This window comes from Caulobacter sp. HMWF025, from assembly GCF_003060965.1.
Lineage (GTDB): Bacteria > Pseudomonadota > Alphaproteobacteria > Caulobacterales > Caulobacteraceae > Caulobacter.
In genome coordinates this window covers 1-17,066 of the sequence record NZ_QAII01000095.1, presented here as the reverse complement: position 1 = coordinate 17,066, position 17,066 = coordinate 1, and the positions used below count along the sequence as shown (strand labels likewise).

Genomic DNA, 17,066 nt, shown 5'->3' with positions numbered 1-17,066 from the left:
GTTCACGCCATCGGGGACAAACCGGATCGCGCGCAGCGATGGAAGGGCCTTGGGGCACTGCTGCGTGATCGTACCTTTTGCCTGGCCGTCGCGACGGCGGGCCTGATCCAGGGCGCGCACGCCTTCTACTACGGGTTCTCGGCCATCCTCTGGCGCAAGCAGGGACTGTCAGAGCCGATGATAGGTGTGCTCTGGGCGGTGGGCGTTGCGGCCGAGGTCGGGTTCATGTGGTTCCTGGAGCCCTGGAGACGTCGCGTCGGCCCGGAGAAGCTGATGGTCCTGGGCGGCGCTGCGGCCCTGCTGCGATGGACGCTCTATGCGTTCTCACCGCCGCTCTGGATGCTGTTCCCGCTCCAGGGACTGCATGCCCTGACCTTTGCCGCCAGTTTCCTCGCATCGTTGCGACTGATCGAGAAGCTTACGCCCCCTGCCAGTGCCTCATCGGCCCAGGCCATCAACTCGGCCCTGTCCTCCGGCCTAACCATCGGCCTCGCTACCCTGGCTTCGGGGCCACTTTTTGACGCCCTGGGCCCGCGCGGCTACCTGGCCATGGCCGCCATGGCCATCCTGGGACTGGCGGGGGCCATGGCCTTGCAGCGCAGTGCCCGCCTTCGTCAGATTTCGTAGTCGATTTCCTGGCCCTCAAGCCATTCCACGATCCTTTCGGCCGCTTCGACCGGTGTCATGTGGGTGGTGTCGATCCGCAGTTCCGGAGCCTCTGGAGCCTCATAGGGACTGTCAATCCCGGTGAAGTTCTTCAGTTGGCCGGCCCGGGCTTTCTTGTAGAGACCCTTGACGTCGCGTGCCTCAGCGACCGCCAGAGGCGTATCGACAAAGACTTCGATGAACTCGCCAGGCTCAAGCAATTCACGGGCAGCGCGCCGCTCGGCCTGGAAGGGCGAGATGAAGGCCGTCAGCACGATCAGGCCGGCATCGACCATAAGCTTGGCGACTTCGGCGACGCGGCGGATGTTCTCGACACGATCCTCTTCGGTGAACCCCAGGTTCTTGTTCAGGCCATGTCGGACATTGTCACCGTCGAGCAGATAGGTGTGCCGGCCCAGCGCATGGAGCCGCTTCTCGACCAGGTTTGCGATGGTTGATTTGCCGGCCCCTGAGAGGCCGGTCAGCCAGACGACCTGTCCTCTCTGACGTTTCAGCGCCGCCCGCGACGACTTGCTGACATCGGTATGCTGCCAGTGAATGTTGTCAGCCCGCCGCAGCGCGAAGTTGAGCAAGCCGGCCCCGACCGTGCGGTTCGACAGTCGGTCGATCAGGATAAAGCCACCGAGCTGGCGATTGTCCGCATAGGATTCAAACGCAATAGCCTGATCCAGGGAAATGTTGCAGATGCCGATCTCGTTCAGATTCAAGCGTTTGGCCGCAGTCTGCTCGAGGGTATTGACGTTCACCCTGTGCTTAATCTCGGTGACGCTGGCCCCAACGGTTCGGGTGCCAATTTTCAGCAGATAGGCTCGCCCCGGGGGGAGGGGCTCTTCGTCCATCCAGACCAGAGTCGCCTCGAACTGACCCGAGACCGGGCAGGGGGAGTCAGCGGCAACGATCACGTCGCCGCGGGAGATGTCGATCTCGTCGGTCAGGGTCAGGGTCACGGACTGGCCGGCGACGGCCTGGGGCAGATCGTCGGGCAGGGTTACGATCCTGGCGATCGCGCTCTGTTGGCCAGACGGCAGGACGCGAACCCGGTCGCCGGGCTGGATCCTGCCCGAGGCGATCAGGCCGGAGTAGCCCCGGAAGTCCAGGTTGGGACGATTGACCCACTGGATCGGCATGCGGAACGGCTTGGCCTGAAGGTCATCCTCAACCTCGACGGACTCCAGCCAGTCCATCAGGATCGGGCCGTCGTACCAGGGCGAAGCCTCGCTCCGACTGGCCATGTTGTCACCGCCGAGGCCGGAAATCGGAATCGGCGTGAAATCGGCAAGTCCGATCCTGGTGGCAAAGGCGCGATAGTCTTCGACGATCCGGTCAAAGACGGCCTGGTCCCAGCCGACGAGATCCATCTTGTTGACGGCCAGCACGACGTGACGGATTCCGAGCAGGCTGACGAGATAGCTGTGCCGGCGCGTCTGGGTCAGGACACCCTTCCGGGCATCAATCAGGATCACCGCAGCTTCCGCAGTCGAGGCCCCCGTGACCATGTTGCGCGTGTACTGCTCGTGACCCGGCGTGTCGGCGACGATGAACTTTCGTTTGTCCGTCGAGAAGAACCGGTAGGCGACATCGATCGTGATCCCCTGTTCACGCTCGGCAGCAAGGCCATCGACCAGAAGGGCGAAGTCGATCTGGTCACCCTGGGTTCCGACGCGACGTGAGTCAGCCTCGAGCGCGGCCATCTGATCCTCGAAAATCATCCTGCTGTCGTAGAGCAGACGTCCGATCAGGGTGGACTTGCCGTCATCGACGGAGCCGCAGGTGATAAAGCGGAGCAGTGACTTGTGCTGATGGGCGACGAGGTAGGCGTCGATGTCATCCGCGATGAGGTCCGAGGGCTTGTAGACCTTTGACATCAGAAATAGCCCTCCTGCTTCTTCTTCTCCATCGAGCCAGACTGGTCATGGTCGATAACCCGTCCCTGGCGTTCGCTGGTCGTTGCGAGAAGCATTTCCTGAATGATTTCCGGCAGGGTTGAGGCTTGGCTCTCGACGGCGCCGGTCAGCGGATAGCATCCCAGGGTCCTAAAGCGGACACTCTTCAGTTGCGGAACTTCACCGGGCCTAAGCCGGAACCGGTCGTCGTCGACCATGATCAGGCTCCCGTCCCGTTCAACGACGGGGCGTTCTGCCGCGAAGTACAGGGGAACGATCGGGATGTTTTCGAGATGGATGTATTGCCAGATGTCCAGCTCGGTCCAGTTTGAGATCGGAAAGACCCGCAGGCTTTCACCGGGGTGCTTGCGGGTATTGTAGAGGTTCCACAGTTCCGGACGCTGGTTCTTGGGGTCCCAGCGCTGCTCTGCAGAGCGGAAGCTGAATACGCGTTCTTTGGCCCGGCTTTTTTCTTCATCGCGACGGGCACCGCCAAATGCGGCATCGAAGCCATGCATGGCCAGAGCCTGTTTCAGACCCTCGGTCTTCCAGATGTCCGTGTGCAGCGCGCTGCCGTGGTCGAACGGATTGATCCCACGGGCCTCGGCGTCGGGGTTCTTGTGAACCAGAAGCTTGACCCCGAGCTCCGAGGCTACACGGTCGCGCAGTTCATACATCGCCCGGAACTTCCAGGTCGTGTCGACATGCAGGAGCGGGAAGGGGGGGCGCGACGGAAAGAACGCCTTGGCTGCGAGGTGCAGCATTACGGCACTGTCCTTGCCGATCGAGTAAAGCATGACCGGCCGCTCGCATTCGGCCGCCACCTCGCGGAGAATATGGATACTCTCCGCCTCCAGCCTTTGTAGGTGGGTCAGGCGCGCCGACGACAGCCCGCTTGGGGCGTCGCCCGGTAGGGTCGCCGATTGGTGAGTTGGGGCCAAGGTCGGGCTCCGGCATGGGTTTAAGCTCAGCCCCCACCATAGTGCAGGGAGGCCTTGCCGTGTCATGGCGACCTAGTCATGTGCGTCGCCGAGGACAACCATCGGAATTCTGGAGGCGCTATGAGCTAGGGTGTCATGGCCCCGTCGCATCAGCGCCTAACGAAAAATTCACTCGCGCGGGAGCTGAGTCTGTTGGATAACGGCGCTATCCAACATCGGGCGTTGCGATGAGCCTTCTCACTGAATTCCTTGCCGTGATGTTGGTGTGGCTGTCGTCCCTCGCACTGAGCCAATTGGGCGTTTCTCTTGAGGAGAAGGATCGCCTTAAGGCGACAACCGTGCGCGTGGTGCCGCGCTCTCCGCCAGCGGAGCCGCAGGCCGTCGTCGCGCCATCGCCGACCGACGGCACTGCGACGAGATGAAGCCTTGAAAACCCAGTCGAAGGCGCTTTCCGCGCGAGCTTTTCGCCGCTAGGTTCATGTATTACGCGAAATGAGGCGGGTGCGAGAGTTTGCGCTTGTCTTCACGCGCCGACTGCCTTGGGACCTTGGCTGTGTATGAAGCCTAAGAAGCGCCAACCGCTCGATTTCTCCACGCCAGTGGAGGAGACGCCCCCTGCGGAGTCCGTAATGACGTCTGAGCCTCCGCAACTGGAGGAGCTCGATGTGGCAGCGGCATTTGGAGATGGGCTTGAGGCCTCCGAGCTTTCGGAGCCGCAACCATCTGACGAACCGCCGCAGGATCTCGATCTCGACATTGCCGAGCCGGGCCCTGCAAGACCGCCAGAGCCTTTCACGCCCAGAGCACGCGCAGCGACTCGGCGGGCGCGCGCGTCCGAACTCATCCCGCCGTCCTCTGCACCAGAGGTGAAGGACGTCGAAACCCCGTTCTCGTTTGCAACATCACTCGCGACGAGCGGGCAGCAGGCCCCTGCGCCGATGTCGCAGCCCGATCGCGAGGTCGCAGGCCCTAAGGCCGATCCCGGCGAGATTGCATCGGACGCGCGGCTTCCGCCGCCCGAGGCCTTTGAGCTACCGTCCAAGACTGACCGGAAGGCGATGCCTGCGCTGATGTTCTGGACTCTGGCGGTCGCAGTAGCATCGCTTTGGGCTTTGGCCCCGATTACCTTTGCGCTGGGTTATGCCCGAGGCGTCCCCGCACTCAAGGTTGAAGGCTTTGCACTGACGGTGTTTGCCGGCCTTGCCATAGGGCCGGCTTTGCTGACCCTGCTGGGGGCCTACATGCTTCGTCAGGCGCAGGGTGTGGCTTCGGAACTGCGCCGCAGTCGGATCCTGACCGACCGGCTAGTGACGCCGGCGGTCCTCGCGGCCGCGGGGGCGTCTGGCGCAGTTGAGGTCGTTCGCGCCCAGATCGACTATGCGACCGCGTCTGCCGAAGAGGCCCGCGAGCGGATCCTGGCGCTTCGTCAGGCTCTTGCGGAAGAAACCGCCGGACTGGTCAACGCCGCTGCGGAGTCTGCGCGCATGGCCGACCAGCTCGCGCGCGGCCTCGGTCATGAGCGCGAAGCGCTTGAGACCCTGTCGCTCAATCTAGATACCCGTTCCACGGCTGTCGTTGACGCGATTGGCAGCCAGGCCCGGATGGTCGCGGAGGCCTCTGATCTGGCCGAAACCCAGCTTCGCGAAGCCGAAGCGGCCCTTGCGGCCCGGGCTGCGGATCTCGCGGCTGCCGCTGCCGAAGCGTCAGACGCCGCACGCGTGGGGGCGGAGGATATTTCCCGACAGATCGCGCGCCTGGAGACTGCCGGGCAGGGCCTGGGCGACCAGATGAGCGCGGTCGAGAAGAACCTTGCCCAGCAGCGCGCGGCGCTAGTTGCTGCCAGCCAGACCCTGAGGTCCGAGCAGGAAGATTTTGCGGCTGAGACCGAGACGCGGACCGCCCAGCTGACCGAGTTTGTTTCCTACACACGGGTCGGTGCGACGGAACTGAGCGAGGTCGCGGCCATGGGGGCTGAAATGCTTCGCGGCTTAATCTCTGCGGCAGCCGATCAGGTGCGGACCACCGCCGATCTGGCCCGTTCTGAGCGTGACAGTCTCACCGCCGAGGCCGGCAGGATCCTGTCCACGATCGCCGATATTGCCGCAGGGCAGCGAGAGGGGCTCGAGGTCGAGCTCAAGCAGGCGATGGAGGCGCTGGCCGCGTCGGCCCTGAGCGCCAGCGAGGGCGTCGACGCGCGTGTCGCAGCCGCCCGCAGTCGCGTTGACCAGCTCAACGAGATCGCCTTCGCCGCAGGACAGAAGGCCGACACGGTCTTTGAGTCCCGCATGGAGGAAGCGCGCGATCTGATCGAGCAGTCAGCCCAGATGGTGGAGCAGGCCGGTGCCCGAACAGCTCAGAAACTTGCTGATGCCGTGCAGACGGCCCGAAACACCCTGATTGAGTTTGAGGCGATGCTCAACGAGGTCGGCCATAGAACTGCGAGCCTGCCGGATCAGGCTCTGCAGAAAGCTGCGGAGGTCAGGGCGTCGATCGAGCAGGGCATTGAGGAACTGATGTCTGCGTCTCGGCGGACCGCCGAGGAAACGGCGGCGATTGATCAGGCCTTCCAGGAGCGCGTTCGGCGTAGCTATGAGGCGCTCAGCGAGGCGGCGGTCGTGATGGCCGGAACGCCCGCAGTGGCCCGTCCGGCATCTATCCCGGGTTCGGTTTCGCGAAATCGCCCCACTCCGTCGCCGGTCCCGGCCACGCCGCCGCGCGATGTGGAAGAGGACGCCGTCGCCGAGGAACAGTCACCGAGACCCCGCCTGCGTCTGACCCCGACGGCTACCGATGACGAGTTCCGCTCGGTCTTTGAGAAGGCCGGCGCGCGGGTGGCCCCGGCACCCGCGGAAGCGTCACCGGGGACTTTGAGCTGGAAGTCCCTGCTTTCTGGCCTGGAGAGCAAGGCTCCGGCAGATGTCGCCCTTGGCGAGACCCTGGCCGCCGAAGTCCTGGGCATGGGCATTGATCCGCATGCCCTGCTGCCGCGCGGCCGGATCGATGAGGTTGCCGCTGCGATCCATGGTGGCGACAGCTCCGGAGCCAGGGACCTGGTCAAGCGACTGGCTCCGGCGGCGATCCGTCGCCTGGTCCGACGGCTGTTCTCTGATGCCAGCCTTAGGGCCAGTACGGAGCGCTTCCTGAAACGGTATGAGGGCATGATTGCTGAAGCCAGTGGTCAGGATCGCGAAGGGTTCCTGGTCGCGGCCTTGCTGTCCTCAGACGCCGGCCGCGTCTATCTGTTGCTGGATGCGGCGTCGGGCGACCTGGGCTGAACGCGCCCCCGATGCTGAAGCGCAGTTTTGATGTCGTCGTCTCGGCTAGCGGTCTTCTGGCCGTCTCCCTGCCCATGCTGGTCATCGGGATCATTGTCAGGCTGACCTCCCCAGGACCGGTCCTCTACTGGTCAAGTCGGGTCGGTCGAAACGGTGAGCTTTTTCGCATGCCCAAGTTCAGGACAATGCGGATCGATACCCCTGAGGTAGCTACCCACCTCCTCGAGGATCCAGACCGCTGGCTCACGCCGGTTGGTGGTGCGCTGCGCCGGTTGAGTCTGGATGAGCTGCCCCAGCTCTGGAGCGTGCTGTCCGGAACGATGAGCCTGGTTGGGCCGCGACCGGCCCTTTTTAATCAGCAGGACCTGGTTGCGGCTCGCGCGGCCACCGGGGTGGACCGGCTGCGGCCTGGCATCACCGGCTGGGCCCAGATCAACGGCCGCGATGAATTGGCCCTTGCGGACAAGGTCGCGCTGGATGCGGCCTATCTTGAGCGAAGCTCCCTAGCCTTTGATATCCACATCCTCTGCCGCACGGTTGTTCCGGTCCTGACAGGGCGCGGGGTCACACGCTAGACCGTGTCCGCGACGCTTCAGGCGAGCTCGGCATAGGCGGCCACAATCGCGGCCCTGAAGTCGGCGTTTTCCAGCAGAGTCTGCGGGAACATGCCCTTCACCGCCAGGAAGAGGGCAACGTCTTCTTCGGCATTGCCCGTACAGCGGCTTGCGATGTCGGAAAGGCTTTCGGCTAGCGGATCGACGAGCGGCTCCTGTCCAGCGACCCGTTGCCGGACAAAGTGCATCCAGGCCGCCAGCGGCAGGACGAGCCGCGCGATGGGGCGGCCCGCGTCAAGGGCTTCAGACAGGGTACCGAGAATGCGAACGGGCAGCTTCTGGGTGCCATCCCACGCGATCTGGGACAGTAGATGGCGGATCTCCGGATTACGGAAGCGGTCCAGGATCGCTTCTGCATAGTCCTGAAGGACAAGCCCTCGTGGTGCGGTCAGCGTCGGCATGATGTCCAGAAGCATCAGGTCCCGGGCGAGAGCGGCCAGGACAGGATCGCTCATGCCCTCGAAGACGGTTTCGTGGCCACGCAGCAGCCCCGCATAGGCAAGCGTGGAGTGGACGCCGTTCAGAAGCCGGAGCTTGGCGCGTTCGAAGCCCCGAACGTCGTCGGTCAGAGTGACGCCGGCATCGGCAAAGTCTGGAGCGTCCGTCCCCAGGCAGTCCTCGATAACCCACTGCGTAAAGGCCTCGCGCTGGATCGGCCAGGCGTCTTCAAGCCCCGTCGCCAGCCTCACGCGGTCGCGCAGGGCGGAGTCCGTAGCGGGTGTGATGCTGTCGACCATGGTGCGCGGAAACCGTCCTTCAGCCTGGATCCAGGCCGCAAGTTGTGAGTCGCGTTTGGCCGCGAAGGCTGTGACCGCGGCTTTCAGGCGCCAGCCGTTGTCCGTGAGGTTGTCGCAGGCGACCACGGCAAAGGGAGCGAGGCCGCTCACGAAGCGACGCCTCAGGCCCTCAACCAGGTAGCCGATCGCGCTGACAGGGCTTCCGGGGTTGGCCAGGTCATGGACGATGTCAGGATGGCTCTCGTCCAATCCTCCTTCCGCCGAGAGGCAGTAGCCCTTTTCGGTGACGGTCAGCGTCACCATCCGCGTCTGGGGGGAGGCCATTCGGGCGAAAACTGCAGGCGGGTCCTCGGGCGCGACCAGAACCTCAACAATCGAGCCAACAAGGCGGAAAGTCGTGTCCCGATCCAGTTGGGCAAGGGTGTAGAGCCCGTCCTGCGGCTCCAGGGCATCGCGCACGCCCGGGCTTTTCAGCGAGACAGCACAGATCCCCCAGCGCGGGTCCTTTGCGAGAATCCGGTCGAAGTAGAAGGCCTGATGCGCGCGGTGAAACGCGCCGGGGCCAAGGTGCACGACGCCGACCGTCACCTTTTCCCGCACATAGGCGGGCTGTTCGACGTCCGGCAGGGCCGCGGGTGCGCTGGTCGCCCGCAGGCGGAGGGCAGGGGACGCGATCGTCATAGGGTCACACCCTGTTTCCAGATGGCGATCTCGCGCTCGCCGTTCAGTTCAGCTTTTGTGGCCTGGCCAGAGGCGGTGCTGATGACCAGGTCCATGAGATGGTGCGCCGCCTCGTCCATGGACTGACCGCTCAGCACCGCTCCGGCGTCAAAGTCGATCCAGCCGGGTTTGCGGGCGGCAAGGGCGCTGTTTGACGCGATTTTCAGGGTCGGAGCCGGGAAGCCAAGAGGGGTGCCGCGTCCTGTTGTGAACAGAATGACCGTCGCCCCAGCCGCTGTCAGGGCCGTCGAGGAGACGGCATCGTTGCCGGGAGCCTCCAGCAGGGTCAGGCCCTTCCTGCCGACGCGCTCTCCGTAGCGCAAGACCTGGACCAGGGGCGCGCGGCCGCCCTTCTGGACGGCCCCGAGCGACTTTTCCTCGAGCGTGGTGATCCCGCCGGCAATATTGCCCGGAGAGGGATTCTCGTGGATCGGTTGATTGTTGTCGATGAAGTAGCGCTTGAAATCATCGATTACGCGCAGGGCATCGTCAAAGACCGCCCGGCTTGCGGCACGATCCAGAAGCATCTGCTCGGCCCCGAAGATTTCTGGAATCTCGGTCAGCACAGGCGTTCCGCCTGCATCAGAGACCCTGTCGGCGATCCGGCCGACAAGGGGGTTGGCGGTGACGCCCGAGAAACCGTCCGACCCACCGCATTTAAGGCCAATGACGAGGTCGGAAACCGGACAGGCTGTCCGGCTATCGCGCTCGGCCTGGACAACCAGTGCTTCAATGGCAGCCAGACCGTCCTCGAGTTCGTCCTCAGCCATCTGGGTCGTGAAGGCCCGGAGCCTGGCAGGGTCCAGGCCCGGGGCGCTCTCGAGCAGGGCCTTGAGCTGGTTGTTTTCACACCCCAGACCCAGAATGAGGACACCCCCGGCATTGGGGTGGCCGGCCAGGGCGGCGATCAGCTTGCGGGTATTGACCAGGTCGTCCCCGAGTTGCGAGCAGCCGAAGGGGTGAGGGAAGGCGAAGACACCATCGGTGCGGCCAGCGAAGCGCACATTGGCCTTCTCAGCGATCCGCCGCGCGGTATTGGCCACGCACCCGACCGTGCAGAGGACCCAGATCTCGTTGCGCGTGCCGACCCGTCCATCGGCGCGTCGATAGCCCATGAAACTTGTCGTCCGGTCAGGCTGCACGCCGGTCGATGCGGCAGGGGCCCAGTCATATTGGTCCACGCCGGAGAGCCTGGTGCTGACATTGTGGACATGGACGTGATCACCGACCGCGATGTCCACCACGGCCCGGCCGATCGGCCAGCCATATTTCAGGACATCTTCCCCGGCGCGGACAGACTGGATGGCAACCTTGTGCCCTTTGGGGATGTCTGATCGGGCCGTGATCAGCGCGCCATTCCGTTGAAGCGTCTCGCCGGCCGTAAGGTCGCGAAGGGCCGTCGCGACATGATCACGAGGATCAACGCCGTGGATCGATTCGCCCTCAGCCTGGGTCGTTGAGGTCATGTCTTCCCCTGCCGGACTGCATTTCTTGCCACGAGACGTTTCCCGCCAGATATGGTAACCGGTGTCAAGCGCCCGACGGGTGCGTTCTTCGCCCATTGGTAGCGAGGTGCGCATCTGTAGAGTATTACAAAACAACGCGCCTGAAGCTGTATGGAAACGCCGTGAACCGATCGAAGCCGTCCGTGACGTCGCCTGGCGACCCTGAAGTTGAGAGCGGCATCGAGGGCGGTCGAAAGCGAGCGACCATTAACGACATCGCGCGTCTGGCCGGTGTGTCGAAGAAGACGGTTTCCCGGGTCATCAATCAGTCGCCCTTCGTTCGGGACGAGACCCGCGAGCGTATCGAGGCGGTGATTGCGGAGTGGGGCTATGCCCCCGATCCGCAGGCGCGCGGGCTGGCGTTCCGGCGGTCGTTCCTGATCGGCATGATATACGACAATCCCAACCCGCAGTATGTCGTAAACATGCAGCTTGGTTTGCTCGACGGCATGAGGGGCTCCGGCTTTGAGCTGGTGGTCCACCCCTGCAACCGCAGCAGTCCGACGTTCCTGACCGATATCCGAACCTTTGTCGAACGGCAGAAGCTTTATGGGGTCGTGCTGCCGCCGTCGGTTTCGGAGGATGAGCGCGTCGCAAAACTGCTCCGCGAAATCGGCTGCGAATACATCCGCATCGCGTCTGTCGAACTGGACAAGCCCGAGCACATGATCGTCGGCCATGACCGGCTGGGTGGCGCGGCCATGGGCGAGCACCTGATCGAACTGGGCCACACCCAGATCGGCTTCATCAGCGGCCTGCCCAGCTTCCGGTCTTCGCATGAGCGGCGCGGCGGGTTTGAGGATGCGCTCGGCAAGGCGGGCCTCAAGCTGGACGAAGCCTATGTGATCGAGGGGGCCTATACCTTCGAGTCTGGCCTGGCCTGTGGCGAAATCCTGCTGGCCAAGAGTCCGCGGCCGACCGCGATTTTCGCCGGCAATGATGAAATGGCAGCCGGTGTCCTGCAGGCGGCGCGCCGGGCTGGCCTGGATGTGCCCCGGGACCTGACCGTGGTCGGTTTCGATGACTTCCAGATCGCTCAGGCCGTCTGGCCGCCGTTGACGACCATCCATATTCCAACACGGGAAGTGGGCCGTATGGCAGTTGAGAAGCTGATCGGTATCGAGACGCGGGAAAAGAGGGATCCGTCGATTACGGTCCCGTATCTTGTGGTTCGCGAGTCTTCGGCCAAGGTCGCGGCGGGCTAGGGAGAAGTTCATCGACGGGTGCTTGCATCGGGCGATGACACCGGTTACCAAGCGCAGGTCAAAAGTGGCCGTTCGTGAAGCTGCAGGCTGGAGAGGAAGCGGGACATCCCCATGACCAGGCCCCTGATCTTTCACGATGACCGCCTGTTTCCGGCTGATGACCGGACCCGATCGATCGCTCGGGAGCTCTATGCGAGCGTCAAGTGCCTTCCGATCATCAGCCCGCACGGTCATACCGACCCGAGCTGGTTTGCGACCAACGCGCCCTTCCAGGACGCGACCGATCTGCTGCTGGCCCCGGACCACTATCTTTTCCGCATGCTCTACAGCCAGGGCCACGCGCTGGACGCTCTGAAGGTCCGCTCGAAAGACGGCGTGCCGGGTACCGATCCGCGTGAGGCTTGGCGGTTGCTGGCCAGCAACTTCCATCTCTTTCGCGGCACACCCTCCTGGATCTGGCTGAACCACGTCTTCAGCCAGGTTTTCGGGATGGAGGTGTTTCTGGGGGCCGACACCTCGGACCTCTATTTCGATACGATCAATGAGGCTCTGGCGACGGAGGCCTTCCGGCCGCGCGCCCTGTTTGACCGCTTCAACATCGAGACCCTGGCGACGACCGAGGGGCCGCACGAAAGCCTCAAGCACCACCTTGCAATCCGCGAGAGTGGCTGGGGCGGCCATGTGATCACCGCCTATCGCCCGGATGCGGTGATCGATTTCGAGGACGAGCGATCCGGGCGCGCGTTCGAGCGCTTTGCTGAGACCTCGGGCCAGGATGTCTTCAGCTGGCAGGGCTATCTTGAGGCCCACCGTATTCGCAGGGCGGCTTTCATTGAGGCTGGAGCAACCTCCAGCGACCATGGCCACCCGACGGCAGCCACGGCGGACCTGAGCGATGTGGAAGCCGAAGCCCTGTTCCAGAGCCTTGTCCGGGGCGAACTGACGCCGGAGAAGGCGGAGCTGTTCCGGGCCCAGATGCTCACCGAAATGGCCCGGATGAGTCTCGACGACGGGCTGGTCATGCAGATCCACCCCGGCTCGCACCGCAATCACAACGCCGGTCTGCTGGCCAGCCACGGGCGCGACAAGGGGGCCGACATCCCGGCCCAGACCGAATACGTCAAGGCGTTGAAGCCTCTGCTCGGCAAGTTCGGCAACGATCCGCGCCTGTCGATCATCCTGTTTACGCTGGACGAGACCACCTACAGCCGCGAACTGGCCCCGCTGGCGGGCCACTATCCGGTGCTGAAGCTCGGCCCCTCCTGGTGGTTCCATGACAGCCCCGAAGGCATGATGCGGTTCCGCGAGCAGGTGACCGAGACCGCCGGCTTCTACAATACCGTAGGCTTCAACGACGACACGCGGGCCTTCCTGTCGATCCCGGCCCGGCACGACGTGGCCCGGCGCGTCGACAGCGCCTTCCTGGCCCGCATGGTTGCCGAGCACCGCATGGACCTCGTCGAAGCCCAGGAACTGATCACCGACCTGACCTACACCCTTCCAAGGAAGGCCTACAAACTCGACCAGCGTCCGGACTGGGCTCGTCCCGCCGTGGCCCTGGCCGCCCGATAAGCGAACCCCTCCGGAGACACGCCGATGTTCACCAAGACCTACCATGCCACCCACCCGGACATGATGTTCGCCGTCAGCAATGACGACCTGCGCGAGCGCTACCTGATGGACGGCCTGTTCGCCGAGAACGAGATCGTCCTGCACTACAATCACGCTGAACGCTTCGTGATCGGTGGCGTCGCGCCGGTGTCGTCGGCCGTGAAGCTGCCGGACCAGACCGAGCCGGCCTCGGCCGCCGGTCATCCGTTCCTGGAGCGCCGCGAACTGGGTGCGATCAATGTTGGCGGCGGGGCCGGTAAGGTCACCGTGGACGGCGTCGCCTATGACATCGAGCCGCGCGACGGCATCTACGTGACCATGGGATCCAGGGACGTGGTGTTCGAGAGTTTGGACGCTGCCAATCCTGCCCGCTTCTACCTGACCAGCCTGCCGGCTCATGCCGCCTTCGAAACCAAGAAGCTGGTGTTTGCCGACGCCATTCCGCTGGAGCGCGGTGCGCTGGAGACCTCCAACGAGCGCACCATCTACCAGTACATCGTCCCGACCACCTGCAAGTCGGCCCAGTTGCTGCTGGGCATGACGGTTCTGAAGCCGGGCAGCGTCTGGAACACCATGCCCCCCCACCTGCACGACCGCCGTTCGGAAGCCTATTTCTACTTCGATCTGGGCGCGACTGACCGGGTCTTCCACTATATGGGCGAGCCGGACGAGATGCGTCACATCGTGATCGCAAACGAGGAAGCCGTTATGAGCCCTCCGTGGTCGATCCACATGGGTTCGGGCACCTCGAACTACACCTTCATCTGGGCGATGGGTGGCGAGAACCTCGACTACACAGACATGAACGTGCTGGACATCTGCCAGCTGAAATAGGGGCGGGCGTTCCTGCGCTCCCGGCCTGTCATCCCGGGCGGAGCGTAGAAAGGACACGGGACCGCCCAAGGCGCTCGCGCCTGCGGCGGTCCCGGCTTTCTCCGGGATGACAGCATTTTTTGACAGGAACACACCATGGCCAATCCGTTCAGCCTCGCAGGCAAGGTCGCGCTCGTTACCGGTGCCAATACGGGCCTCGGTCAGGCCATCGCTGTCGCCCTGGCCGAGGCCGGTGCCGACATCGCCGCCGCCGGCCGCAGCGAGCCCGTCGAAACCAGGGCTGCCGTCGAAGCGACCGGTCGCAAGTTCCTGTCGATCAAGGCCGACTTCGGCTCGACCGAGCCCGTCCAGCGCGTGATCGACGAAACTGTTGCCGCCTTCGGCAAGGTCGACATCCTGGTCAACAATGCCGGCATCATCCGTCGCGCGGACTCCATCGAGTTCACCGAAGCCGACTGGGACGCGGTGATGGACACCAACCTGAAGGTTGTCTTCTTCCTGACCCAGGCCTTCGCCAGGCAGGCGCTGAAGCAGGGCCCCGTCGATGGCGTTGCGGGCAAGGTGATCAACATTGCGTCGCTGCTGTCGTTCCAGGGCGGCATTCGCGTGCCGTCCTATACGGCCAGCAAGAGCGGCCTCGCGGGCCTGACCAAGATCCTCGCCAACGAGTGGGCGACCAAGGGCATCAACGTCAATGCCATCGCGCCGGGCTATTTCGACACCAACAATACTGAAGCCCTGCGCAATGACGCCGACCGCAATGCCTCGATCCTGGCCCGCATCCCGGCGGCCCGCTGGGGCAAGCCCAGCGACCTCGGGGGCGCGGCGGTGTTCCTGGCGTCTCCAGCCGCTGACTATGTCCAGGGGATTACTCTGCCCGTGGATGGGGGGTGGTTGGCGCGCTAACGGCAAAAACACGCGTCACTTTTCAATGTTAGCGCAACCATCGTGCGCGGCGGGTTTCGCGTAGCGTCAAACCACGCTAAGGGCGCCGCTGCGTCAGCCTGCAGTCGGGCGGGGCGCAAAGGTCCACCCTTCTGAAGCGGCGCCGCACGCGGCGTCAGCGGAGCTCGCTTATGCGTAACCCGGCCCTGTCGCTCGGCGGTGATCGTCCCACCAGCCGCCATGTCCGCCAGAATGCGAGCCTGCTCAGTGACCTCCTGTCTGAGGCCATCGCCTATCTCGAAGGCGACGAGGCCGCCGCCCTGGTCGAGACGGCCCGCAAGGCGGCCTATCGCGACGGATCCGACGGCGATGCGCCGGTTCTGGACCACCTGTTCGCCGACCTGACCAACGAACAGGCCGTCTTTCTGGCCCGGGCCTTTGCCAGCAATTCGTTGCTGGCCAATATCGGCGAAGATGTCGCCGGCCGCCGGCGCCATGCCGAAGCCGATGCCGGTCCCGGTGACGATCGCCCGCGAACCCTGGTTGATGCCGTCAAGGCGCTCAAGGCCACCGGCAAGTCCGACGCCGACATCGCGGCGACCTTCGCCGCGATGAATGTCGTTCCGGTCCTCACCGCGCACCCGACCGAGGTCCGTCGCCGGAGCATGGTCGATCGCGAGACCGAGATCACGCGGCTGATGGCGCTGCGACGTCACCATCTCCCGGCCGATCTGGACGCCGAGATCCGCGAGCGCCTGTTCCGCGAGATCGCCCTGATGTGGCGCACGCGGCTGTATCGTCCCGAGCGGATCACCGTGAAGGACGAGATCCGCAACGCCCTGTCGATCGTCCGCACCTCGATCCTCCCGGCCATCATCGACCTCTATGGTGACTGGACGGCGCAGATTGCCCACAATGCCGAGCTGGCTCCTCTGCTGAAGATGGGGTCCTGGCTGGGCGGTGACCGCGACGGTCATCCGGGCGTCAACGGCCAGACCCTGAAACTGGCTCTGAGCTCCCAGTCTCGCGTGATCCTTGACTGGTATGCCGGCGAGGTCCGCAAGCTGTGGTCCAACCTGGCGATCTCGACCGCCTATACGCCGGTTTCCGATGAGCTGATCGCCCTGGCCGCCCAGGCCAGGGATCCGTCTGTGCACCGGATCGATGAGCCCTACCGCCTGGCGCTGGAGCTGATCTTCGACCGGCTGTCGGCGGTATCGCAGAAGCTGACCAAGCAGTGGGTCGCCTTCGCCAACGAGCGTACTGACGTCGAGCCCTATGCCCATCCGGACGCCTTCGTTGCCGACCTGTCGGTGGTGATCGAAAGCCTGGAACGCAATGGCGGCGAGCGACTGGTCGGCACCAGCCTGCGGACCCTGGTCGAGGTCGCCAAGGCCTGCGGCTTCCACCTGATGAGCCTGGACCTGCGCCAGAACGCCGATGTGCACGAGCGCACCGTCCACGAACTGTTTCAGCGCGCCGGCACCAACGTGCGCTATCTCGACCTCGACGAGGCCGGACGCTGCAAGGTCCTGATCGACGAACTTTCGCACCAGCGACCGCTGGTCTCGCCGTTCACGGCCTATGGCGAGGAAACGACCAAGGAACTGGCGACTATGGAGGCCGCGGCCCAGGCCGTGCGCGACTATGGCCGGGGCTGCCTCGGGGCCTATGTGATCTCGAAGTCGGCAACCCTGTCGGACATTCTCGAGCCGCTGGTCCTGCTCAAGCAGGTGGGTCTGGTCTGGGGCGGGGCGGCCCCGCGCGCCTCGGTCAAGATCAGCCCGCTGTTCGAAACCATCGAGGACCTGGAGCAGGGCCCCCGGGTTCTGCGCCAGTGGCTGGAACTGCCGATCAGCCGCACGATCCTCGGCGACAAGCCGGTCCAGGAAATCATGCTGGGCTATTCCGACAGCAACAAGGACGGTGGCTATGTCGCCTCGCGGCGGGGCGTGGCGCGCGGCGCCTCGGCGCTCGCCTTCGAGGCCGACCGCATGGGCGTGGGCCTGCAACTGTTCCACGGGCGCGGCGGCTCGGTGGGCCGGGGCGGGGGGCCGGCCGCCGAGGCTGTGCTGGCCCAGCCGGCCGGTACCGTTCAGGGCCGCATCCGGTTGACCGAGCAGGGCGAGATGATCGCCCGCCGGTTTGGGGATCAGCCGACCGCGCGGCGCAATCTGGACGGTCTGGCGG

General features: G+C 64.5%; 12 protein-coding genes. 8 read left to right on the top strand and 4 right to left on the bottom strand.

All coding sequences use genetic code 11. The annotated features are described in order from the left end of the window. The coding region (locus tag DBR10_RS10605; protein WP_146187836.1) for an MFS transporter at positions 1-627 on the top strand (627 nt) is incomplete at its 5' end. Here the strand turns inward: DBR10_RS10605 and cysN are convergent. Together cysN and cysD are read right to left on the bottom strand one after the other, a co-directional pair. Then, positions 615-2,531, bottom strand: coding sequence for a sulfate adenylyltransferase subunit CysN (cysN, locus tag DBR10_RS10600; protein WP_108556330.1), 1,917 nt, complete (start codon positions 2,529-2,531; stop codon positions 615-617). The two genes, DBR10_RS10605 and cysN, sit on opposite strands and share 13 nt — an antisense overlap. Further along, a complete protein-coding gene (cysD, locus tag DBR10_RS10595) occupies positions 2,531-3,490 on the bottom strand; it encodes a sulfate adenylyltransferase subunit CysD (protein WP_233243367.1) in 960 nt (319 codons plus the stop codon). The genes cysN and cysD overlap by 1 nt, the downstream gene beginning before the upstream one ends. Positions 3,491-4,428: 938 nt before the next feature. Between cysD and DBR10_RS10585 the strand changes: the two genes are divergently transcribed. Next, on the top strand, positions 4,429-6,765 hold the full coding sequence (locus DBR10_RS10585) for a polar localization protein TipN (protein ID WP_335582556.1): 2,337 nt from the start codon (positions 4,429-4,431) through the stop codon (positions 6,763-6,765). 14 nt (positions 6,766-6,779) lie between these two features. After that, complete coding sequence (locus DBR10_RS10580) at positions 6,780-7,340, top strand: sugar transferase (protein ID WP_108556331.1); 561 nt, start codon at positions 6,780-6,782, stop codon at positions 7,338-7,340. A gap of 17 nt (positions 7,341-7,357) precedes the next feature. Here the strand turns inward: DBR10_RS10580 and DBR10_RS10575 are convergent, their stop codons facing one another. Together DBR10_RS10575 and DBR10_RS10570 are read right to left on the bottom strand one after the other, a co-directional pair. Then, a complete protein-coding gene (locus DBR10_RS10575) occupies positions 7,358-8,797 on the bottom strand; it encodes a mannitol dehydrogenase family protein (RefSeq protein WP_108556328.1) in 1,440 nt (479 codons plus the stop codon). Then, the gene (locus DBR10_RS10570; RefSeq protein WP_108504360.1) at positions 8,794-10,302 is read right to left on the bottom strand and encodes a UxaA family hydrolase; all 1,509 of its coding nucleotides are present in this window, start codon (positions 10,300-10,302) and stop codon (positions 8,794-8,796) included. The genes DBR10_RS10575 and DBR10_RS10570 overlap by 4 nt, the downstream gene beginning before the upstream one ends. A 182-nt stretch (positions 10,303-10,484) precedes the next feature. On the opposite strand from DBR10_RS10570, the gene DBR10_RS10565 reads away from it, so the two are divergent. From DBR10_RS10565 to DBR10_RS10545, 5 genes are all read left to right on the top strand, one after another. Further along, positions 10,485-11,546, top strand: a complete 1,062-nt coding sequence (locus DBR10_RS10565) for a LacI family DNA-binding transcriptional regulator (protein ID WP_108504361.1) — start codon at positions 10,485-10,487, stop codon at positions 11,544-11,546. A gap of 111 nt (positions 11,547-11,657) precedes the next feature. Beyond that, on the top strand, positions 11,658-13,118 hold the full coding sequence (uxaC, locus tag DBR10_RS10560) for a glucuronate isomerase (protein WP_108504359.1): 1,461 nt from the start codon (positions 11,658-11,660) through the stop codon (positions 13,116-13,118). A 24-nt stretch (positions 13,119-13,142) separates the two neighbouring features. Further along, positions 13,143-13,991: a 5-dehydro-4-deoxy-D-glucuronate isomerase gene (gene kduI, locus DBR10_RS10555; protein ID WP_108504358.1), complete on the top strand. Its 849-nt coding sequence runs from the start codon at positions 13,143-13,145 to the stop codon at positions 13,989-13,991. Positions 13,992-14,126: 135 nt separating this feature from the next. Then, entirely contained in the window at positions 14,127-14,897 is a 771-nt protein-coding gene (kduD, locus tag DBR10_RS10550; RefSeq protein WP_108504357.1) for a 2-dehydro-3-deoxy-D-gluconate 5-dehydrogenase KduD, read from the top strand. Between the two features lie 170 nt (positions 14,898-15,067). Next, positions 15,068-17,066 (top strand): phosphoenolpyruvate carboxylase (locus DBR10_RS10545; protein WP_108556327.1); only part of this gene is annotated, 1,999 nt, incomplete at its 3' end.